Genomic DNA, 20,801 nt, shown 5'->3' on the forward strand with positions numbered 1-20,801 from the left:
CGCGGCTCGAGCGCGCTAGAATTGGCACTCCCAGACCTCGAGTGCCAGGAGGGAGTGCGCATGGTCAGCGATCGGGGACTCGACGTGCTTCGAGCGATCGTCCAGGACTACGTCGAGACGCGTGAACCCGTCGGGAGCAAGTCGATCGTCGAACGTCATTCGTTCGGCGTGTCCGCGGCGACGATCCGCAACGACATGGCGCTGCTCGAGGACGAGGAGCTGATCACCGCACCGCACACCTCGTCCGGCCGAGTGCCGACCGACAAGGGCTACCGCGTCTTCGTGAACCACCTCGCCGAGCTGCGCCCGCTCACCAGCGCCCAGCGCTCGGCGATCACGGCGTTCCTCGGTGCTCCGGCGGACTTGGACGACATGCTCGGACGGACGGTGCGCGCGCTGACCCAGCTCACCGGCCAGGTCGCGCTCGTGCAGTACCCGTCGTTCGAGCGCGCGAGCATCACGCACGTCGAACTCGTCCACCTCGGCGGTTCGCGTCTGGTCGTCGTGCTCGTCACCGACACCGGTCGGGTGTCGCAGCGTCTGATGGCAGCGCCCGAGCCGCTCGAGGAGACGGATGTGGCGACGCTCCGCGCGCAGGTGTCGGTGCTGGTCACCGGGCGACCGGTACGCGAGGGCACGCAACGGGTCGCGCAGGCACTGGCAGAGACGCTGACCGACAGCCGGGCCGACCGCGCCCTCGGGGCGCTGCTTCGCACGGTCGGCGAGGAGCTCGACGAGTTCCGCCAGGATCGGCTCGTGATGGCGGGAACGGCCAACCTCGCTCGTGCGGAGGGCGACTTCCGCGGCAGCATCTACCCGCTGTTGGAAGCGATCGAGGAGCAGGTCACCCTGCTGCGTCTCATGGGCGAGATGGTGGCCGACGAGCAGGGGCTCGCCGCATCCATCGGGCGCGAGAACGAGGCGTTCGGTCTCGTCGAGGCGTCCGTGGTGGCCAGCGATTACGACACGACCGGAGGGCAGGCGCGCGTGGGTGTGCTCGGCCCCACTCGGATGGACTACTCCAGCAACCTCGCGGCCGTCCGCGCCGTGGCTCACTACCTGAGCCGTCTGCTGGAAGAAGACGAACGCGCGCGCTGAGCGCGCGAGACGATTCCGCGTCACGCGGACGGGAAGGCTGAAGTGGCAGACCACTACGAAGTACTCGGGGTGCCTCGCGACGCATCGCAGGACGACATCAAGAAGGCGTACCGCAAGCTCGCGCGTCAGCTGCATCCCGATGTGAACCCCGGCGAGGATGCGGCGGAGCGGTTCAAGCTCGTCACGCACGCCTACGACGTGCTGAGCGACAGTGAGCAGCGTCGTCGGTACGACATGGGCGGCGACAGCGGTGGATTCGGTGGTGCCCAGGGCTTCGGCGGGTTCAGCGACATCTTCGACACGTTCTTCGGCGGGGGAAGCGGGGCTGGACGCGTGCGTCCGCGCTCGCGCACCGAGCGAGGCCAGGACGCCCTCGTGCGCGTGACGCTCGAGCTGCGGGAAGTGATCTTCGGGGCTCATCGCGACATCGAGGTGGATACCGCCGTGCTGTGCGAGACGTGCGAGGGCGGGTGCTGCCAGCCGGGCACGTCGCCCGTCACCTGCGACATCTGTCACGGCAGCGGACACGTGCAGCGCACGGTCCGCAGCCTTCTCGGCAACGTCGTCACGAACCAGCCGTGCGCCACGTGCCAGGGCTACGGCACGACGATCCCGTACCCCTGCGCGACCTGCCAGGGCCAGGGGCGCGTGCGCGCGCGGCGGACGGTCTCGGTCGACATCCCCGCGGGCGTCGAGACGGGCCTGCGGCTGCAGCTTCCCGGCTCCGGCGAGGTGGGCCCCGCGGGCGGTCCCCACGGCGACCTGTACCTAGAGATCACAGTGGCCGCGGACGAGGTGTTCAGCCGCGACGGCGACGACCTGCTCGCCACCCTCGACGTCTCGATGCCCGATGCGATCCTCGGAACCACCACGCGGATCGAGGCGCTGGACGGCCCCGTCGACCTGGAGCTGCGCGCCGGGGTCCAGGCCGGCGACGTGCTGACGATCAAGGGTCGCGGTATCACGCCGCTGCGCGGCAACCAGCGCGGCGACCTCAGGATCGGCGTGCACGTGGTCACCCCGACCCGCCTCGACCACAAGGAGCGGGCTCTCATCGAGGAGTTCGCCAAGAAGACCAAGGCGCCGGCACCTCGTCTGTCCGAGTTCCAGCAGGGTCTGTTCGCGAAGCTCCGCGACCGCTTCCGTAACGGGTGATCCGGTGGCGCTGCACTTTCTCCTCGACGACGCCTCCGACGCCCAGCCCGGCCGCACGGTCGTGCTGACCGGAGCCGAGGCGCACCATGCCGCGACGGTGCGGCGGGTGCGCGTCGGCGAGGCGGTCACGATCGGCGACGGGCGAGGAGTCTGGGCGACGGGGACGTGCACGAGCGTCGCGCCGCGCGAAGTGGCGGTCGAGATCCGTCACCGCGAGGACGTCCCGCCACCCGCGCCGCGGCTCGTCCTCGTGCAAGCTCTCGCCAAGGGCGACCGTGATGAGATGGCGGTACAGGCGGCGACGGAGCTCGGCATCGCCGAGGTCGTGCCGTGGCAGGCCGCCCGCAGCGTCTCGCGCTGGGATGCCGCCAAGGCGGTCAAGGGCCGCGCCCGCTGGACGCAGATCGTCCGCGAAGCCGCCAAGCAGGCCCACCGCGCGTGGGTGCCGGTGGTGAGCGAGGTGAGCACCAGCGCGCAGGTCGCGCAGCGCGCCGCGGTCACCCCGATGCTCGTCCTGGAGCCGGGCGCGTCCGAATCCCTCAGCACCAGGATGCGGGAGCTGCGGGACGCGCCCGAGATCCTGCTGGTCGTGGGACCCGAAGGCGGGATCGAGGCTGCGGAACTCGAGTCGTTCGCCGCAGCGGGCGCCCACCCCGTGCGGCTCGGCGACGGGGTCCTGCGCACCTCCACCGCAGGACCCGCCGCCCTCGCCGCCATCGAGGCTCTCCTGGGTCGGTGGTGAACGCGCGCGCATAGACTGGAGGAATGAGCGAGCCGTCCGTGTTCACCCGCATCCTGCAGGGCGAGATCCCCGCGGAGATCCTCGCCGAGACCGAGCGCGTCTTCGTCATCCGTGACATCGCGCCCCAGGCTCCGGTCCATCTCCTGGTGATCCCGAAGACCCCCGAGTACCGCGATGTCGTGTCGCTGGCGGCGCACGCGCCCGATCTGCTCGCCGAGATGGTCGAGGTGGCAGGCAAGGCGGCTGCGGAGCACGCGGACGGTGACTTCCGCCTCGTCTTCAACTCCGGCGCCGGCGCGGGTCAGACCGTCTTCCACGTGCACGCGCACGTTCTCGCCGGCGACCTGTCGGAGGGGAGTGTCGGTGCCTGAGCAGCCTCAACCCGAAGCCGTCGAGAAGCTGATGGCCGACGGCATCGCCATGGTGCAGCTGCTGGGACCGCAGGACCGCCTCCTGCGCGTGGTCGAGCGCGAGCATCCGGATGTGGATGTGCATGTGCGCGGGAACGAGATCACCCTCTCGGGCTCTGCCGCCGACGTCGCGGCGGCCAAGACGCTCGTGGAGGAACTGCTCGTCATGACCCGCCGCGGGCAGGACCTGGGTCCCGCCGACGTCGCGTCGTCGCGCCGCATCCTCGATGCGGACGGCGGGATGCGTCCGTCCGAGGTCATGGGCGAGGCGATCCTGTCGTCGCGCGGCAAGGTCATCCGACCGAAGACACTCGGCCAGAAGGCTTATGTCGACGCCATCGAAGACAACACGATCGTGTTCGGCATCGGTCCCGCCGGAACCGGCAAGACCTACCTCGCGATGGCCAAGGCCGTCCAGGCGCTGCAGCGCAAGGAGGTCAGCCGCATCATCCTCAGCCGTCCGGCGATCGAAGCGGGCGAGCGTCTCGGGTTCCTCCCCGGCTCGCTGACCGACAAGATCGATCCGTACCTGCGTCCGCTCTATGACGCTCTCAACGAGATGCTCGACCCCGAACTCGTCCCGAAGCTCATGGCCAGCGGGACCATCGAGGTGGCGCCGCTCGCCTACATGCGCGGGCGCACGCTCAACGACTCCTTCGTGGTTCTCGACGAGGCGCAGAACACCACCCCCGAGCAGATGAAGATGTTCCTCACCCGCCTCGGGTTCGGCACACGCATGGTGGTCACCGGCGACATCACGCAGATCGACCTGCCGCAGGGCGCCTCGGGTCTCCGCTTGGTGACGCGGGTGCTCAAAGACATCGACGACATCCACTTCTCGTACCTCACCAGCGACGACGTGGTGCGCCACACCCTCGTCGGCAAGATCGTCGACGCCTACACCGAGTTCGACGAGCGGCGTCTCGCGTCCCGCCGCGAGCGGGACGAGGCAAGCGAGCTCGCCAATCGCGCCCAGCGGCGCGGCGGTGCACGAGACCACCTTCCGAAGCGAGGACGCTCATGACGATCGAGATCACCAACGAGTCCGGCATCGACGTCGACGAGACCGTGCTGCTGCGACTCATGGAGAGCAACTTCTCCGAGCTGCACATCAGCCCGGATGCCGACGTGGCGATCCTCCTGGTCGATGAGGGCGCCATGGAAGCGCTGCACGTGCAGTGGATGGACGAGCCTGGGCCGACCGACGTGCTGAGCTTCCCGATGGACGAGCTGCGACCCGGTTCCGAAGAGGCCCCGACGCCTCCCGGCCTCCTGGGCGACATCGTGCTGTGCCCGCAGGTCGCCGAGACCCAGGCGCGCGAGGCGAAGCCGCCGCATCCCATGCAGGACGAGCTGATCATGCTCACCACGCACGGCCTGTTGCACCTGCTCGGCTTCGATCACGCCGAGCCCGATGACGCGGCAGAGATGTTCGGTCTGCAGCGCGATCTCATCGTCGCCTTCACCCTCGCCGAACGGCGCAGGGCGCGGGGATGACCGCTGCGCTGCTGCTGACCGCGGCCGTTCTGCTCATCGCGTTCGGTGCTCTCATGGCCGCGATCGACGCGGCGTTCGGTGTCACCTCGCGACAGGACCTCGTCGATCTCTCGGGGTCCGGACGCAACGCCGCACCGCTCGGCCGCATCAGCGCCGACCCGGAGGCGCACGCCAACGCGGTGGCCTTCATCCGCGTGCTGGCGGAGACCGGTGCCGCGGTACTCGTGACCGCCGCGTTCGACCAGCTGTTCGACAACGTCTGGTGGGCGATCCTGGCAGCCGTCGTGCTCATGACGGGCCTCTCCTTCGTGGCTGTCGGCGTCAGCCCCCGCTCGGTGGGCCGCCGACACGCAGAGGGCCTGCTGCGCGGCGCCGCGCCGGTGATCCGCGGCGTCCGCATCCTTCTCGGCCCCCTCGCGCACGGCCTTGTCGCGTTGAGCAGCCGGGTGACCCCCGGTGGTGCCCGCGGGGCGTCGTTCGACACCGAGGAGCAGCTGCTCAGCATGGTCGACGAGGCGGCCATGCACGACCTCATCGAGGAGGACGACCGCGAGCTCATCCACTCGGTCTTCGAGTTCACCGGCACCTACGTACGCGCCGTCATGGTGCCGCGCACCGACCTCGTCACGCTCGCCGAGCACGACACGGCGCGAGAGGCGCTACGGATCTTCCTCGACACGGGGGTCTCCCGCATCCCCGTGCTCACCGCCGACGGCGAGGACGTCAGCGGCATCCTCTATCTCAAGGACTTGGTGCGCCGCGCGTTCCGCGACGAGCAGGACTGGGGCGCCCAGTCGGTGGCGCAGCTGGCGCGCGTCCCCGTCTTCGTCCCCGAGTCGATGCGCGTCGAGCCGTTGCTGCAGCAGATGCAGCGCGACGCCGTGCACGTGTGCATGGTCGTCGACGAGTACGGCGGCATCGCGGGCCTCGTGACCCTCGAGGACGTCATCGAGGAGCTCGTGGGCGAGATCGCGGACGAGTACGACGCCCCGGCGACCGAGGTCGTCGAGCTCGGTCCCGATCGCTATCGTGTGAGCGCCCGCCTCGGTCTGGATGCGGTCGGCGAGCTGTTCGGCCTCGAGCTTGACGACGATGAGGTCGACTCCGTCGGCGGGCTTCTGGGCAAGGTGCTGGGCCGGGTTCCGCAGCCCGGTGCCAGCGTCACCTATGAGGGATTGCACCTGACGGGCGGAGCCTCGCGCGGACGCGGACGCGGTCTCGCGACGGTCCTGGTGGAGCGCGCCCCCGAACCGCAGTCGGATACCCGGACGGGCTCGATCCCCGTGCCGGTGAAGGGAGAACGATGACCGACGAGCACCGCAGCGGCTTCGTGACATTCGTGGGTCGCCCGAACGTCGGCAAGTCGACGCTGACCAACGCACTCGTGGGCGAGAAGATCGCCATCACGAGCGAGAAGCCGCAGACGACGCGCCGCGCCATCCGCGGCATCGTGAACCGGCCCGCCGGTCAGCTTGTCGTCGTCGACACGCCCGGACTGCACCGACCCCGCACCCTGCTCGGACAGCGCCTCAACGATCTGGTCGAGGACGTGCTCGGCGACGTCGACGTGATCGCGTTCTGCGCGCCCGCGACCGAGAAGGTCGGTCCTGGCGATCGCCGCATCGCGGAGTCGCTGAACGGCTATCCCCGGGCACGCAAGGTCGCCGTGGTCACGAAGACGGATGCCGCATCCCGCGAGCAGATCACCGAACGGCTCATCGAGGTGGATGCTCTCCGCGAGGACTGGGACGCGGTCATCCCGCTCTCGGCGCTGACGGGGGAGCAGCTGGTGGTGCTCTCCGACGAGCTGCTCGCTCTCATGCCCACGGGTCCCGCTCTGTACGACGCGGACGTCGTGACGGATGAGACCACGGAGGACCGCATCGCCGAGATCATCCGCGAAGCCGCCCTGGGTGATGCGCGTGAGGAGCTCCCTCACTCCATCGCGGTGGTCGTCCAGGACATCGCCGAGCGCGAGGACTCCGACCTGACCGATGTCTTCGCCGACATCGTCGTCGAGCGCGACAGCCAGAAGGCGATCATCATCGGACGCAAGGGTCAGCGCCTGCGCGACGTGGGTGCCGCCTCGCGCGCGGGGATCGAGGAGCTTCTCGGTCGCCGGGTGTACCTGTCCCTTCACGTGCGCGTCGCCAAGGAGTGGCAGCGCGACCCGAAGCAGCTGGGGCGCCTGGGCTTCTGAGGCGCCGGGTGTAAGCTGTCCGCATGCGCGCGGCCGTGCTTCTCCTTAGTCGCCGCGACGAGACCTCGTTCTAGGGCCCTTCTCGTCGCGGAGCTCGTCGACGGCCCGCATCATCCGACGAGGAAAGCAGCCATGGAGAACACTCAGAAGCCGTCCGGCATGCCGACGCACAAGTACCGTCCCTTCCACGAGCAGATCCGCGTGGACCTGCCCGATCGCACCTGGCCTTCGAAGCGCATCACGGAAGCTCCGCGCTGGTGCGCGGTCGACCTGCGCGACGGCAACCAGGCGCTGATCGACCCGATGAGTCCCGAGCGCAAGCGGGTCATGTTCGACCTGCTCGTGCGCATGGGCTACAAGGAGATCGAGGTCGGCTTCCCGAGCGCGAGCCAGACCGACTTCGACTTCGTGCGGGAGCTGATCGAGAAGGACCTCATTCCCGACGACGTCACCATCCAGGTGCTGACGCAGGCGCGACAGCACCTGATCGAGCGCACCTACGAGGCCATCGCCGGCGCCAAGCAGGCGATCGTGCACCTGTACAACTCCACGAGCGTGCTGCAGCGCGAGGTGGTGTTCCGCACCGACAAGCAGGGCATCATCGACATCGCGCTCGAGGGTGCGCGGCTGTGCCGCGAGTACGAGAAGCGCATCCCCGAGACGGCGGTGTACTACGAGTACTCGCCCGAGAGCTACACGGGCACCGAGCTGGAGTTCGCGGCCGAGATCTGCAACGCCGTGCTCGAGGTTCTGGAGCCCACGCCCGAGCGCAAGGTCATCATCAACCTGCCCGCCACGGTCGAGATGGCCACCCCGAACGTCTACGCCGACTCGATCGAATGGATGGGGCGCAACCTCAACCACCGTGAGAACGTCATCATCTCGCTGCATCCGCACAACGACCGCGGTACGGCCGTCGCCGCGGCGGAGCTGGGCTACATGGCCGGCGCCGATCGCATCGAGGGCTGCTTGTTCGGCAACGGCGAGCGCACGGGCAACGTCGACCTGGTCGCCCTGGGCATCAACCTGTTCACGCAGGGCATCGACCCGCAGATCGACTTCAGCGACATCGATCAGATCAAGCGCACGGCCGAGTACTGCAACCAGCTGCCGGTTCCCGAGCGCAGCCCGTGGGCGGGCGACCTCGTCTTCACGGCCTTCAGCGGCTCGCACCAGGACGCCATCAAGAAGGGCTTCGAGGCGATGGCCGCCGAGTCCGCGGCGCGCGGGGTCTCGGTCGATGAGATCGAGTGGGCCGTGCCCTACCTGCCCATCGACCCGAAGGACCTGGGTCGCTCCTACGAGGCCGTCATCCGCGTCAACTCGCAGTCGGGCAAGGGCGGGGTCGCGTACCTGCTCAAGACCGACCACGCGCTGGATCTGCCCCGCAAGCTCCAGATCGAGTTCTCCGGTGTCGTGCAGGCCAAGACCGACGCCGAGGGCGGCGAGGTCACGAGCGACCAGATCTGGTCGGTGTTCTCGGACGAGTACCTGCCGTCTGAGTCCGAGGACGCACGCTGGGGCCGTTTCGAGCTGCTCGGTACTCGGACCTCGAGCGAGATGACCGGCGACGTCGAGCTGAACGTGCGTCTGCGCGACGGCGACACGGTCGAAGACGCGGTCGGGAACGGTAACGGCCCCATCGCGGCCTTCCTCGAGGTGCTGCGTTCCCGCGGCTTCGACATCTCGCTCTACGACTACGTCGAGCACACGATGAGCGCCGGAGGCGACGCTCAGGCGGCGGCCTACGTCGAACTGCAGGTCGACGGCGAGCGTCTGTGGGGCGTCGGCATCGACGGCGACATCTCGACGGCGAGCCTCAAGGCGGTCGTCTCGAGCGTGAACCGCGCGATCCGCACCCGCGAGCGCGAGCTGGTCGCCAGCGCCTGATCCCGCATCCCGTCCCCATCCCACCACCGCGAGACTGCATCTCCCGCACGAGATCACGGGTAGTACCCGTGATCTCGTGGCGAGGGTGCAGTCTCGCGGTCGTTTACTCGGGCTCGGCGGCGGGGCGCACGATCGGGATCGCGGCGGTCTCCACCGCGACCTTGCGGCGGTACAGCATCCGCTGCTCCGGGAGGGACAGATCGAAGATCACGGCGAGGATGCGGATGATGGTCGTCACCGCGATGCCGACGATCGCCGCGACGACGAGGTTCACGCCGAAGGCATCGAGCGTCGCGAGCACGACACAGCCGGCGGCCGCGGCCACGGCGTAGAGCGATCCCACGTGCATGATGGCCACCGGCAGGCCCATGATGACGTCACGGAGTACTCCGCCGCCCACAGCGGCGCAGACGCCGACGAACACGGCGGGCACGACCGGCAGCCCCAGAGCGAGGGCCTTGCTCGTGCCGAAGGCGCCGAAGAGCCCGATGACGAACGCGTCGAGCGAGACGATGACCCGGTTCAGGCGCTGGAACAGGCCCGCGAGCAGCATGCCGATGAGGGATGCGGCCATGGCCGTGAGCAGGTACCAGTCGCTTTGCAGGGTGGCAGGAGCGACCCCGAGCAGGAGGTCGCGGATCAGACCGCCGCCCATGCCGAACAGGATGCCGATGATGGCGACGCCGAGGAGGTCGAGCCGGCGCTGTCCGCGGAATCCGGATGCGAAGAGCGCGCCCTGGACCCCTCCGAGGGCGACGGCGGTGAGATCGGCCCAGAGAGGGATCACGAAGAGCGGCTCGGTCACGCATCCATTGTCTCTGCTCCGCGGGATAATCGAGTGTGCCCACCTATCGCGACGAAGTCGTGGTCCTGCGCACCCACAAACTGGGTGAGGCGGATCGGATCGTCACCATGCTCGGGCGCCGCACCGGCAAGATCCGCGCCGTCGCGAAGGGCGTGCGCCGCACGTCGTCTCGGCTGGGCGCGAGGCTGGAACCGTTCATGGTCGCCGACGTTCAGCTTTACGCGGGGCGTTCGCTCGACATCGTTCAGCAGGCCGAGTCGCTGGGCACCTACGGTGCCGACATCGCCGCCGATTACGACAGCTACACTGCCGCGAGCGCGATGGCTGAGACGGCTGACCGGCTCGGCGATGCGGAGGCGTCCTCGTCGCACTATCTGTTGCTGGTGGGAGGCTTGCGGGCTCTCGCTCGAGCCGATCACGCGCCGCGCAGCATCCTCGACTCTTACCTTCTGCGCGCTCTCGCCCTCTCGGGCTGGGCTCCGGGCCTCGACGACTGCGCCCGGTGCGGGACGCCCGGGCCGCACGGCGCGTTCGTCGCGCAGTCCGGCGGCATGGTGTGTCCCTCCTGCGCGCCCGCGGGATCAGCGCGTGTCGATGTCGAGACCACGGGCCATCTCCGTGCGCTGCTGACCGGCGACTGGCCCAGCGTGGACGCTGCGACCGAGCGCACGCACGCTTCCGCCTCCGGGCTCGTCGCCGCCTACGCCCAGTGGCACCTCGAGCGCGGCATCCGATCCCTGTCCCACGTGGAAAGAGCCCGATGAGTCCGAAGCCCTACACACACCGGGATGCGGTGCCGTATCGACCCGTCGATTGGACGGGGGAGTACCCGCCCGCGTACCAGCGCGGCGCGGTTCCCCGTCACGTGGCGATCGTGATGGACGGCAACGGTCGGTGGGCGAACGGCCGCGGACTCACCCGTGTCGAGGGGCACAAGGCGGGCGAGGCGGCGCTCCTGGATGTGGTCGCGGGCGCGATTCAGGCCGGCGTCACCCACCTTTCGGTCTATGCGTTCTCGACCGAGAACTGGAGCCGTTCGCCCGACGAGGTGCGGTTTCTGATGGGGTTCAACCGCGACGTGCTGCACCGTCGCCGCGATCAGCTCAACGAGTGGGGCGTGCGGGTGCGGTGGGCAGGACGCAAACCGAGGCTGTGGGGCTCGGTCATCAAAGAGCTCCAGTACGCCGAAGAGCTCACGCGCGACAACACGGTGCTGACACTGACGATGTGCGTGAATTACGGCGGCCGGGTCGAGCTCGTCGACGCGATGCGGTCGATCGCGGATGACGTCGCGGCTGGGCGCCTGCGACCGTCCGCCGTCACGGAGAAGCTCGTTCAGCGTCGGCTCTATCAGCCGGACATGCCGGATGTGGACCTGTTCGTTCGTTCCAGCGGCGAGCAGCGGACGTCGAACTTCCTGCTGTGGGAGTCTGCTTACGCCGAGTTCGTGTTCCTCGACACCCTCTGGCCCGACTTCGGACGCCGCGATCTGTGGCGGGCGATCGACCTGTACCTGGGACGCGATCGCCGCTTCGGCGGCGCGGTCGACGCGCCGCGCGCGTGACGCGGGCTCAGCCGATACCGAGCTCCGCGTCCGTCTTCGGGTAGGAGCGCTGCAACCACGCGCCGAATCCCTTGCGGGCGAGGCAGGCGGTGTTGTCGGCGCAGGCGATCACCGGGTCCTCCTTCGCGTAGACGCGGTACGTGTCGACCTTGTGGTTGAGGACGTCGCCGCTGAGATTGACGGGCAGATTCTGGGACGGGTACCCCACGAAGTACCTGATGGCGTCGATCGGATAGCCGACGCTCTGCGCCGCAGCCCGCACGATCGCCCCCGTCGCGCCATGGTCGGGATGATCGCCCTGGGTCAAGGGAGAGTTCGCCGGGACATGGGTGAACAGCCGGGTGGGTGCCCAGGCTGTGATGGCTTCGGCGACGGTCTGCTGCAACATTGCGGCGCTGAGCGGCGGGCCGCCGTCGATGGGAGCCAGCGCCGGGATCGCGCCGGACTCGAGCTGCGGGATGCTCCCGTGGCCGGTGGCGACGAATCCGCCCGCGTCGAGACCGCCGTCGGGGAGGCGCAGGAACGCGACGCTGAGTTTGGGGTCGCCCTGCCGGCAGAAGATCGTGACATGCGCGCCGGACAGCGTGGTCACGCTGGTCTCGTCCCAGAACGCCTGCGCGCCGCGCATGGTGTTGTACGCCCGGAGGATGCCCAGTTCGCGAGACCGAGAGTAGTTCGTCCCCTTGCCGGCGTCGCCGGCGGTGAGATACAGCGTGCGGACGCATTCGCCGTTGCTCACGGCCTCTTGCAGTGACGGGTTCGCGAAGATCAGGTCGTCGTCCTGGTGTGCCCACACCGACATCAGGGTTGTGGTGTCGCACGGGAGTGCGAGTGGGGAGGTCGGTGCGGCGGGGGGCGGTGGGGGAGCATCGGGGGTCTCGACCGGCGTGGGCAGGGGCGCCGGATCCGGCGAGTGGACCACCGTGGGTGACGCGCTGGGCGTGGGTTCGGCCGCGAACGGGAACGACGGCGGCAGCTGCGGCAGGACCACGGCCGCCGCGGTGGTCGCGCCCACCGCGAGGATGGCGATGAGCGAGCTCACCCAGACGATGGTGCGGCGACGTCGTCGTCGTGCGTGGCGCGCGTCACGCGCCGGGGTTCGGGTCCCCACGTACTTTCCCCATGTTGCTCAGGTGCCGGCATACCCCCACGGCAGCCATCAGCAGTCTCGCACAGCGGGCCGCGTTCACACGGTCATTCTTCACACCTTCTCAGCGTTCGTCGCTCCCGGTTGCCGGGGCGTCGGAATAGTGAGGGCCGAACCGCCGTTGCTCCCGTCATGACAGACCCGATTCGTATCGACGTGTGGAGTGACATCGCGTGCCCGTGGTGTTACATCGGCAAGCGCAATCTCGAGGCCGGATTGAAGGCCACCGCGGATGACGAGGACGCCCCGCGGGTGGAGGTGACCTTCCACTCGTACGAGCTTTCGCCCGACACGCCGGTCGACTTCCACGGGAACGAGGTCGACTTCCTGGCGGAGTACAAGGGGATGCCGCACGACCAGGTTCGCCAGATGCTCGATCGTGTCACCGGAGTCGCGGCCGAGGCGGGCCTGGATTACCACTTCGAGAAGCTGCAGCACACCAACACGGTGCTGGCGCACCAGCTGTTGCACTTCGCCAAGGAGCAGGGGCTGCAGCGGGAGATGACCGAGCGTCTGATGGCCGCCTACTTCGTGGAAGGGCACCACGTGGGTCGGGTCGACGACCTCGTGACGCTGGCGGCCGAGGTGGGGTTGGATGCGGATGCGGCGCGTGAGGCGCTGGAGAGCGACCGCTATCTCGATGCCGTCGAGGCCGACAAGGCACAGGCGACGGCGTACGGCATCAACGCCGTGCCGTTCTTCGTGATCGACGAGCGCTACGGGGTGAGCGGAGCACAGCCGCCCGAGGCGTTCGCGCAGATCGCCCGCCAGGTGTGGGCGGAGCGACAGGGCGCCGAGACGGCCTGACTCAGGCGGGCAGGTTCCGCTCGATGACCTCGACGATGGCCGGATCGTCGGGCTTGACCGTCGGGCGGAACCGGTGCACGTCTCCGGTGGGCGTGAGCACGAACTTCTCGAAGTTCCAGAGGATCGGACCGCGCTTGCCCTCTTCGTCCTTCGCGCGCTTCAGCGCCTTGTACAGAGGAGCCGCGCCCGGGCCGTTGACCTTCACCTTGTCGTTCACCGGGAACGTCACACCCCATGTCATCGAGCAGTACTCGAGGATCTCCTCGACGGATCCCGGTTCCTGGCCCATGAACTGATTGCAGGGGAATCCGAGCACGGTGAATCCCCGCTCGCCGTAGGTGCGCTGCAGCTCCTCGAGCTGCTCGTACTGCGGGGCGAGCCCGCAGCGTGAAGCGACGTTGACGATCATGAGGACGTTCTGTCCGTACTCCGCGAGGGTCTTCTGGCTGCCGTCTGCGGTGGTGAAGGGGATGCTGCGGAGGTCTTCGGCGGTGGTCGCGCTCATGCGCCTTACAGTACGCCGCCGCGCAGCCCCTCGGTCTGGGAGAATGATTTGGTGACCACGACAATCGCCCCCGCGCGTCCCTTGCGGCTCGGCCCCATCGAGGTCGAGGTGCCGGTGGTTCTCGCCCCCATGGCCGGCATCACGAACACGGCGTTTCGCCGATTGTGCCGCGAGTACGGCGCAGGCCTCTACGTGAGCGAGATGATCACCTCGCGCGCCCTGGTGGAGCGCAACGACACGACCATGCGCCTCATCCGCCATCACGAGTCCGAGACACCGCGCTCGGTGCAGCTCTACGGAGTGGACCCGGCGACGGTGGGAGCGGCTGCGCGGCTGCTCGCGGACGAGGACCGCGCCGACCACATCGATCTGAACTTCGGCTGCCCCGTTCCCAAGGTCACCCGCAAGGGCGGCGGAGCCGCGCTGCCGTGGAAGAGCGGACTGTTCGGCGACATCGTTCGCGCGGCCGTGCAGGGCGCGGGCGACATCCCCGTGACCGTGAAGATGCGCAAAGGCATCGACGACGATCACCTCACCTACCTCGATGCCGCCCGTATCGCGGAGGACGCGGGGGTCGCGGCGATCGCGCTGCATGCGCGCACAGCTTCGCAGTTCTACTCGGGCAACGCCGATTGGGACGCGATCGGGACGCTGAAGCAGACCATCACGAGCGTGCCGGTGCTGGGCAACGGCGACATCTGGTCGGCGGAGGATGCCGTGCGGATGGTCGAGCAGACCGGCTGCGACGGTGTCGTGGTGGGGCGCGGCTGCCTCGGGCGCCCGTGGCTCTTCGGAGACCTGGCGCGCGCGTTCGGCGGCGGTGCCGGTACGCAGCCCGTCGATGCGACGCTCGGCTTCGTGGCGGACGCCTTTCGCCGTCACGCGGAGCTGCTCGTGGAGTTCTTCGAGGACGAGGACCGCGGATGCCGGGACATCCGCAAGCATGTGGCCTGGTACTTCAAGGGGTATCCCGTCGGAGGCGACATCCGCGCGCGGCTGGCGACGGCGTCGTCGCTGCAGGAGATCGACGACCTCCTCGGCACGCTGGAGTTCGACGCGCCCTATCCGGGTGAAGCGGCGGAGGGCCAGCGCGGCCGGGCGGGTACGCCGAAGCGCCCGGCGCTTCCCGAGGGATGGCTCGACACTCGAGAAGCTGGCAACGGATGCTGCCGGCGCGCTGGCGGATGCGGAGCTCGACCACAGTGGCGGCTGAACGATCCGTGACGGGGACGCGCCCCGACGGGTATGAGGCGAGCGACGCCGAACGCTTCTACGCGGAGCAGCACCGCTCGCAGCGCGACGACTTCGCCCGCGACCGCGCTCGAGTCCTCCACTCCGCCTCGCTGCGCCGCCTGGCGGCCAAGACGCAGGTGCTCTCTCCCGCGAGCCCGGCCGATTTCGCGCGCAACCGATTGACGCACTCGCTCGAGGTCGCGCAGGTGGGGCGGGCTGGCAACCGCCCTGCAGCTCGCACCCGACGTCGTGGACACGGCATGCCTGAGTCACGACCTCGGCCATCCGCCGTTCGGACACAACGGCGAGCGTGCGCTCAACGATTGGGCCGAGGACATCGGTGGTTTCGAGGGCAATGCCCAGACGCTCCGCATCCTGACCCGCCTCGAATCGAAGGTGATCTCGGACGACGGCCACAGCTACGGGCTCAACCTGACGCGCGCGAGCCTCGACGCGACCTGCAAGTATCCGTGGACGATCGACAGCCCCGTGCCCGATCCGGGCGGGCGGCTGAAGTTCGGTGTGTATCCCGACGACGAGCCGGTCTTCCGTTGGATGCGTCAGGGCGCGCCGGGACGGGTCCGCTGTATCGAAGCGGAGGTCATGGACCTCTCCGACGACATCGCCTACTCGGTGCACGACTTCGAGGACGCCGTCATCAACGGATATCTCGATCCCGGCCGCCTCTCGGACCCGCGTCAGCACACGGCGCTGCTGAGTGCCATCCAGACGTGGGTCGGCTACGACTTCACGCGCGACGAGCTCGAGGATGCGCTTTACCGCCTCACCAGCCTGCCGGAGTGGATCGCGTCCTTCGACGGCACCCGCGCGGCGCACGCGCGGCTGAAGAACCTCACCTCCGACCTGATCGGCCGTTTCGCGCGCGCCGCGACTGCTGCGACGCGCGAGGCGTACGACGCGCCGGCGCTCACGAGGTACAACGGCCACGTCGTCGTTCCGCGCGTGGTCGAGGCCGAGATGGCCGTACTCAAAGGCACGATCGGAGCGTTCGTCGTGACGATCGAGGGGCGCAAGGAGCTCTACCGGGAGCAGCGACGTCTGCTGAAGAGGCTCGCGACGGCCCTGTGGGAGGCGCCGGAGCATCTCGACGCCCTGCACGCGGAGGATTTCGCAGGTGCGGACGACGACAGCGCACGTCGGCGGGTGATCGTCGACCAGGTGGCGAGTCTGACCGACCGATTCGCACTCGGCTGGCACCACCGGCTCGTCGGCGAGATAGACACCGAGACCCTCGACGTCTGGATGCCGGGAGGACGAACCATCGCTCGCTCCCTGTACGCCCTTCCCGAGCCCCTCGAGGGGCTCTGATGCCGGGGCGCATCGCGCAGGCCGACGTCGAGGAGGTGAAGGCCCGCACGAACATCGCCGACATCGTGGGGGAGCGCGTCGCGCTGAAGTCCGCGGGCGTCGGCTCGCTCAAGGGCCTGTGCCCGTTCCACGATGAGAAGAGTCCCAGCTTCCACGTGCGACCGCAGGTGGGTTTCTACCACTGCTTCGGATGCGGCGAGTCCGGCGACGTGTACACGTTCCTGCGGCGGATGGATCACCTGACGTTCACGGAGGCGGTCGAGCGTCTCGCGGGACGCATCGGATATTCGCTCCACTACGAGGAGGGTGGGGCTGCGCCCGAGACGTCCGGACGCGCCCGTCTCTACGCGGCGAATGCCGCGGCTGCCGAGTTCTTCCGGGCGCAGCTGCTGACTCCCGAGGCGGAGGTCGGACGCCGCTTCCTGGGCGAGCGGGGCTTCGATGCGGGCGCCGCCGCGCACTTCGGTGTCGGATTCGCGCCGCCGGGCTGGTCCGGAATGCTCGACGCGCTGACGGCGAAAGGCTTCACCAAGGAGGAGCTGCTGACGGCGGGCCTCGTGTCGCAGGGTCAGCGCGGCGTCTACGACCGATTCCGCGGTCGGGTCGTCTGGCCCATCCGCGATGTCACCGGTCAGGTGCTCGGCTTCGGTGCGCGACGCCTGCTCGAGGACGACAAGGGCCCGAAATACCTCAACACGCCCGAGACGCCGATCTATCGCAAGTCGCAGGTGCTCTACGGCATCGACCTCGCCAAGCGAGACATCGCTCGCGGCGACAAGCGTCGGGTCATCGTCGTCGAGGGCTACACCGACGTCATGGCGTGCCACCTGGCCGGGCTCACCACGGCGGTCGCGACCTGTGGCACGGCGTTCGGCGCCGACCATATGAAGGTGCTGCGCCGCATCATGGGCGACGACGCGGCCGCGGAGATCGTCTTCACCTTCGATCCGGATGCGGCGGGACAGAAGGCGGCGGTGCGCGCCTTCGCCGAGACGCGCACGGCCAACGTGCAGAGTTTCGTGGCCGCGGGGCCGGCGGATCTCGATCCGTGCGATCTGCGGCTGGCCCGCGGTGACGGCGCGGTGCGCGCCCTGATGGACACCAAGGTCCCGATGTTCGAGTTCGTCATCGACCAGCGACTCGCCGGCCTCGACCTGCGTACGGTCGAGGGTCGACTCGCGGGCCTGAACCTCGCAGCCCCCCTGCTGGCGGAGATCCGCGACGAGCCGCTCCGCCGGCGCTACGAGCACGTCCTCGCGCGCCGGCTCGGGGAAGATCTGAAGGACGTCCACCGTGAGGTGGCTCGCCAGCGGGCGCGCGCCGCGGGCGCACCGGAGCCCGCAGCCGCCCCGGCTGCCCAGCCCGATGCGCCACTGCCGCCGGCGGTGCGCGTCACGCTGGCCTCGCTGCCGCGTTCCGCCGATCTGGAGCGCGACGCAGTGATGGGATTCCTGCAGTACGGGCACCGTCTCGACCCCGTAGAGTTGCGCGCGGCGCTCGACGAGACGTTCCAGCATCCCGCGCTGGAGGTGGTGCGCTCGAGCATCGCCGCGGTTCCCGACCACTCTCGTCCGGGATGGGCGGCCGCGGCCGTGGACGCCGTGAGGGAGCCGTACCGCTCGCTGGCCGCCGAGCTGCTGACGGGCGAGTTTCCGGCGCGCGACGAGGAGCACGCGGTGATCTCCGCCCGGGACCTGGCCCTGCGCATCCGGTTGCGTGCCATCGACCGGCAGAAACATCAGCTGGTGGGAGACATCCAGCGTCTCGCACCCGATTCACCGGAGGGGCGAGAGGTACGGTTGCGGCTGCGCGAGTTGGATGCGGCGCGACTGCGGCTGACCCTTGATCAGTAGCGATTCGGACGCTCAGCGTGCAGGATGACTCCATGGATCAGCCCGCGCTCAGCATCGATTGCAGCGACATCTCGCTCGCTCACGCCGGCAGCGAAGAGCGTGTGATCGACGGGATCTCCTTCCGGCTCGAGCGCGGAGCCGCCCTCATCCTCGTCGGTTCCACGGGTTCCGGGAAGTCGACGCTTGCGGCGGTGCTGGCCGGGCACGCCGACGAGGGCGTCCACGTCGTCGGCGGTGACGCCGTCGTCGAAGGGGTGTCCGTGCGGCACGGCGGCCGCCGCCGTCGCGCCGTCCCGGTCTTCGCGGGCTACCTCGGGCAGCAGGACGGCGCCCAGCTGCCACCCCGGTTGACTGTTGCCGAGATCGTGGCGGAACCGGTCACCAGCCGTGCGCGGCGGGTGAATGCCCGTGCACTCGAGCTCCGGGTGGTGACCTTGCTCGACGAGCTCGGTCTGAGCATCGGAGCTGCGTCGAAGTTTCCGTACGAGCTGAGCTCGGGGATGCGCCAGCGGGTCGCGATCGCCCGAGCACTCGTGCTCGATCCGCGTCTGGTGGTGGCCGACGAGCCCATGGCGAACCTCGACGTCGAAGGGCGGGAACTGGTGCGTACCGCCTTCGAGGCGCGGCGCCGGGAACGCGGTACGTCTCTGCTGCTCGTGGCGAACGAGGCGGAGACGCTCGCGAGTTTCGATGCCGACGTGCTCGTGATGCAGGCGGGGCATGCGGTGGGGTTCGGGCACGGCGTGAAGAAGATGCAGTGGACGCCCTCATCGTCGGCCGATCGTCGTCTCGTGTCGTCGTGAGCCCTCGGAGTTTGCTACGATAGGGGGGTTGCCTTCGCAAGAAGGACAGCATTCCTCGGTAGCTCAATTGGCAGAGCAATCGGCTGTTAACCGATAGGTTCTTGGTTCGAGTCCAAGCCGGGGAGCGAGAGTACTGCGTTATCTACCGCAGCTCTCACCTGAGACCCGGGCTTCCACCCCGGGTCTTTTTTCATGCCCTCTTGACCGGTCGCGACAGCAGCGTGCGCGTCCGCGTACCGGGTTGCTGCGCTCGTCCACAACCGGCTCGGTGCGGGCATAGCCGCTGGATAGGGTGAGGGGGAGACGCTTCGGGGTGAGGCGTCCGTCGCCGCGACCGGAAGGATGCACATGGATATCGCCGCACTCGGAGCAATGGGGCTGCTGGCCATCGTCGGCGGAATCGTGCTGATCGTCGTTCTGGTCATCGTGCTGATCCTGATTCGCGCCTGGTACCGGGTGGCAAAGGCCGACGAGGCTCTCGTGATCGTCGGTAAGAAGCAGCGCAGCACGAGCGGCGACTCGCGCATCACGGTGATCACCGGCGGCGGTGCGATCGTGAACCCGCTTACTCAGCGCGGTGAGATGATCTCCCTGCGTGCGCGTCAGATCAAGATGGAGCCGACGGCGCAGTCCTCCAACGGCGTGACCGTCAACGTCAGCGGCGTCGCTCTTGTAAAGATCGGCTCCGACCCCGAATCCGTCCGCCGTGCGGCCGAGCGCTTCGCCTCGCAGGACAAGGCCATCGAGCAGTTCACGACCGAACAGCTCGAAGGTGCACTTCGCGGCGTCGTCGCGACCCTCACGGTCGAAGAGCTGATGCGCGATCGTCAGCGGCTGTCTGACCAGATCGCCGAAGGCATCAAGAGCGATCTGTCGTCTCAGGGCCTGATCCTGGACTCGTTCCAGATCCAGGGCATCACCGACCAGAACGGCTATATCTCGGCTCTCGGCGCGACCGAGGTCGAGCGTGTGAAGCGCGAGGCGGAGGTCGCCAAGATCAACGCCGAGCGCGAGATCCGAGCCCGTCAGATCGCCACGCAGGAGGCCAACCTGATCGAGCAGACCGCGCTCGACAAGAACACGGCAGCCGCGCAGGCCGAGGTCGGCCGCGCCAATGCCGAGGCGGAGCAGGCAGAGGCTCTCGCCCGTGCGGAGCGGCAGCAGGCGGTTCTGCTCCAGGAAGCAGAGAACAAGCAGGCGCGACTGGATGCGGACATCAAGAAGGTCGCCGACGCCAACCTCTACGAGCGTGAGCGCGCGGCCGATGCCGACGCGTACGCCAAGGTCAAGGCGGCGCAGGCTCAGGCGCAGATCGCCGAGCAGGATGCGGCCGCCACGCGACTGCGTGCCAACGCGGAGGCCGACGCGGTCCGTGCCGAGGGTGAGGCGCGTGCCGCGGCGATCCAGGCCGAGGCTGAGGCGCTCAGCCGCAACCAGCAGGCGCTGCTCGCGCAGCGCGCTCTCGAGGCACTCGTCCCGATGATGGCCGAGTTCGCGAAGGGGTACGACAAGGTCGGTTCCGTCACCGTCCTCGGCGGAGAAGGCGCCAGCAGCCACCTCGCGGCCGAGTCGGCACAGGGCCTGCGCGCCACCTTCGATGCGGTCAAGGTCGCGACCGGCCTCGACCTCGCGGAGATCATCCAGGGCCGTGTCGTCGGTCAGGCGATGGGAGAGCAGCTCCAGGCCGCGGCGCCGCAGGCTCGGCGCACCCCGCCCGCGTCGTCGACAGCGGCCGACGACGCGTCGCCTGAAGGAGCGTGAGG

18 protein-coding genes, 1 tRNA gene and 2 pseudogenes are annotated in these 20,801 nt (G+C 68.9%); 18 read left to right on the forward strand and 3 right to left on the reverse strand.

Annotated elements, in window-relative coordinates; translation table 11 throughout:
• Window positions 1–60: 60 nt before the first annotated feature.
• From hrcA to leuA, 9 genes are all read left to right on the forward strand, one after another.
• Window positions 61–1,098 carry a heat-inducible transcriptional repressor HrcA gene (gene hrcA, locus AC1VNH_RS01415; protein WP_483109567.1) on the forward strand — a complete coding sequence of 346 codons (1,038 nt, stop codon included), beginning with the start codon at window positions 61–63 and terminating at the stop codon, window positions 1,096–1,098.
• Between the two features lie 42 nt (window positions 1,099–1,140).
• Window positions 1,141–2,253, forward strand: coding sequence for a molecular chaperone DnaJ (gene dnaJ / locus AC1VNH_RS01420; protein WP_243227997.1), 1,113 nt, complete (start codon window positions 1,141–1,143; stop codon window positions 2,251–2,253).
• Between the two features lie 4 nt (window positions 2,254–2,257).
• Complete coding sequence (locus AC1VNH_RS01425; protein WP_483109568.1) at window positions 2,258–2,995, forward strand: 16S rRNA (uracil(1498)-N(3))-methyltransferase; 738 nt, start codon at window positions 2,258–2,260, stop codon at window positions 2,993–2,995.
• A gap of 23 nt (window positions 2,996–3,018) precedes the next feature.
• Window positions 3,019–3,366 (forward strand): HIT domain-containing protein, encoded by a 348-nt coding sequence (locus tag AC1VNH_RS01430; protein WP_344230858.1) that lies wholly within the window; start codon window positions 3,019–3,021, stop codon window positions 3,364–3,366.
• 31 nt (window positions 3,367–3,397) lie between these two features.
• Window positions 3,398–4,429, forward strand: coding sequence for a PhoH family protein (locus AC1VNH_RS01435; RefSeq protein ID WP_243228218.1), 1,032 nt, complete (start codon window positions 3,398–3,400; stop codon window positions 4,427–4,429).
• Window positions 4,426–4,902: an rRNA maturation RNase YbeY gene (gene ybeY / locus AC1VNH_RS01440; RefSeq protein WP_234072993.1), complete on the forward strand. Its 477-nt coding sequence runs from the start codon at window positions 4,426–4,428 to the stop codon at window positions 4,900–4,902. The genes AC1VNH_RS01435 and ybeY overlap by 4 nt, the downstream gene beginning before the upstream one ends.
• The gene (locus AC1VNH_RS01445; RefSeq protein WP_483109569.1) at window positions 4,899–6,209 is read left to right on the forward strand and encodes a hemolysin family protein; all 1,311 of its coding nucleotides are present in this window, start codon (window positions 4,899–4,901) and stop codon (window positions 6,207–6,209) included. Before ybeY ends, AC1VNH_RS01445 begins: the two co-directional genes overlap by 4 nt.
• A complete protein-coding gene (gene era, locus AC1VNH_RS01450) occupies window positions 6,206–7,102 on the forward strand; it encodes a GTPase Era (protein WP_483109570.1) in 897 nt (298 codons plus the stop codon). The genes AC1VNH_RS01445 and era overlap by 4 nt, the downstream gene beginning before the upstream one ends.
• A 132-nt stretch (window positions 7,103–7,234) precedes the next feature.
• Complete coding sequence (gene leuA / locus AC1VNH_RS01455; RefSeq protein ID WP_483109571.1) at window positions 7,235–8,992, forward strand: 2-isopropylmalate synthase; 1,758 nt, start codon at window positions 7,235–7,237, stop codon at window positions 8,990–8,992.
• A gap of 103 nt (window positions 8,993–9,095) precedes the next feature.
• Here the strand turns inward: leuA and AC1VNH_RS01460 are convergent, their stop codons facing one another.
• A complete protein-coding gene (locus AC1VNH_RS01460; RefSeq protein WP_243227991.1) occupies window positions 9,096–9,797 on the reverse strand; it encodes a trimeric intracellular cation channel family protein in 702 nt (233 codons plus the stop codon).
• Window positions 9,798–9,832: 35 nt separating this feature from the next.
• Here AC1VNH_RS01460 and recO point away from each other — a divergent pair, with 35 nt between their 5' ends.
• A complete protein-coding gene (gene recO / locus AC1VNH_RS01465; RefSeq protein WP_483109572.1) occupies window positions 9,833–10,561 on the forward strand; it encodes a DNA repair protein RecO in 729 nt (242 codons plus the stop codon).
• Window positions 10,558–11,361 carry an isoprenyl transferase gene (locus tag AC1VNH_RS01470; RefSeq protein WP_483109573.1) on the forward strand — a complete coding sequence of 268 codons (804 nt, stop codon included), beginning with the start codon at window positions 10,558–10,560 and terminating at the stop codon, window positions 11,359–11,361. The genes recO and AC1VNH_RS01470 overlap by 4 nt, the downstream gene beginning before the upstream one ends.
• Before the next feature lie 7 nt (window positions 11,362–11,368).
• On the opposite strand, the gene AC1VNH_RS01475 is transcribed toward AC1VNH_RS01470, so the two are convergent.
• A complete protein-coding gene (locus tag AC1VNH_RS01475; RefSeq protein WP_483109574.1) occupies window positions 11,369–12,403 on the reverse strand; it encodes a PIG-L family deacetylase in 1,035 nt (344 codons plus the stop codon).
• A gap of 237 nt (window positions 12,404–12,640) precedes the next feature.
• Between AC1VNH_RS01475 and AC1VNH_RS01480 the strand changes: the two genes are divergently transcribed.
• Complete coding sequence (locus AC1VNH_RS01480) at window positions 12,641–13,315, forward strand: DsbA family oxidoreductase (RefSeq protein ID WP_483109575.1); 675 nt, start codon at window positions 12,641–12,643, stop codon at window positions 13,313–13,315.
• A 1-nt stretch (window position 13,316) separates the two neighbouring features.
• Here AC1VNH_RS01480 and AC1VNH_RS01485 read toward each other — a convergent pair whose 3' ends face one another.
• Window positions 13,317–13,820 (reverse strand): glutathione peroxidase, encoded by a 504-nt coding sequence (locus AC1VNH_RS01485; RefSeq protein WP_483109576.1) that lies wholly within the window; start codon window positions 13,818–13,820, stop codon window positions 13,317–13,319.
• A gap of 51 nt (window positions 13,821–13,871) precedes the next feature.
• Here AC1VNH_RS01485 and dusB point away from each other — a divergent pair.
• The 6 genes and pseudogenes from dusB (at window position 13,872) to AC1VNH_RS01515 (ending at window position 20,799) form a co-directional block, all read left to right on the forward strand.
• Window positions 13,872–15,033 (forward strand): annotated as a pseudogene (gene dusB / locus AC1VNH_RS01490) (tRNA dihydrouridine synthase DusB).
• A pseudogene (locus AC1VNH_RS01495) lies at window positions 15,005–16,382 on the forward strand (deoxyguanosinetriphosphate triphosphohydrolase). Before dusB ends, AC1VNH_RS01495 begins: the two co-directional pseudogenes overlap by 29 nt.
• The gene (gene dnaG / locus AC1VNH_RS01500) at window positions 16,382–18,235 is read left to right on the forward strand and encodes a DNA primase (protein WP_483109577.1); all 1,854 of its coding nucleotides are present in this window, start codon (window positions 16,382–16,384) and stop codon (window positions 18,233–18,235) included. The pseudogene AC1VNH_RS01495 and the gene dnaG overlap by 1 nt, the downstream one beginning before the upstream one ends.
• 32 nt (window positions 18,236–18,267) lie before the next feature.
• A complete protein-coding gene (locus tag AC1VNH_RS01505) occupies window positions 18,268–19,038 on the forward strand; it encodes an ATP-binding cassette domain-containing protein (protein ID WP_483109578.1) in 771 nt (256 codons plus the stop codon).
• Window positions 19,039–19,090: 52 nt separating this feature from the next.
• Window positions 19,091–19,163, forward strand: a tRNA-Asn gene (locus AC1VNH_RS01510).
• Between the two features lie 223 nt (window positions 19,164–19,386).
• Window positions 19,387–20,799, forward strand: a complete 1,413-nt coding sequence (locus AC1VNH_RS01515) for an SPFH domain-containing protein (protein ID WP_483109579.1) — start codon at window positions 19,387–19,389, stop codon at window positions 20,797–20,799.
• The last annotated feature ends 2 nt before the right edge of the window (window positions 20,800–20,801 follow it).

It is taken from the genome of Microbacterium sp. KU4F, from assembly GCF_056868075.1.

Coding starts and splice junctions, on each gene's coding strand:
- AC1VNH_RS01430 (WP_344230858.1), top strand. CDS start 3,019: ATGAGCGAGCCGTCCGTGTTCACCCGCATCCTGCAGGGCGAGATCCCC.
- era (WP_483109570.1), top strand. CDS start 6,206: ATGACCGACGAGCACCGCAGCGGCTTCGTGACATTCGTGGGTCGCCCG.
- AC1VNH_RS01480 (WP_483109575.1), top strand. CDS start 12,641: ATGACAGACCCGATTCGTATCGACGTGTGGAGTGACATCGCGTGCCCG.
- AC1VNH_RS01445 (WP_483109569.1), top strand. CDS start 4,899: ATGACCGCTGCGCTGCTGCTGACCGCGGCCGTTCTGCTCATCGCGTTC.
- leuA (WP_483109571.1), top strand. CDS start 7,235: ATGGAGAACACTCAGAAGCCGTCCGGCATGCCGACGCACAAGTACCGT.
- AC1VNH_RS01515 (WP_483109579.1), top strand. CDS start 19,387: ATGGATATCGCCGCACTCGGAGCAATGGGGCTGCTGGCCATCGTCGGC.
- AC1VNH_RS01435 (WP_243228218.1), top strand. CDS start 3,398: ATGGCCGACGGCATCGCCATGGTGCAGCTGCTGGGACCGCAGGACCGC.
- AC1VNH_RS01470 (WP_483109573.1), top strand. CDS start 10,558: ATGAGTCCGAAGCCCTACACACACCGGGATGCGGTGCCGTATCGACCC.
- dnaG (WP_483109577.1), top strand. CDS start 16,382: ATGCCGGGGCGCATCGCGCAGGCCGACGTCGAGGAGGTGAAGGCCCGC.
- hrcA (WP_483109567.1), top strand. CDS start 61: ATGGTCAGCGATCGGGGACTCGACGTGCTTCGAGCGATCGTCCAGGAC.
- AC1VNH_RS01505 (WP_483109578.1), top strand. CDS start 18,268: ATGGATCAGCCCGCGCTCAGCATCGATTGCAGCGACATCTCGCTCGCT.
- ybeY (WP_234072993.1), top strand. CDS start 4,426: ATGACGATCGAGATCACCAACGAGTCCGGCATCGACGTCGACGAGACC.
- AC1VNH_RS01485 (WP_483109576.1), bottom strand. CDS start 13,820: ATGAGCGCGACCACCGCCGAAGACCTCCGCAGCATCCCCTTCACCACC.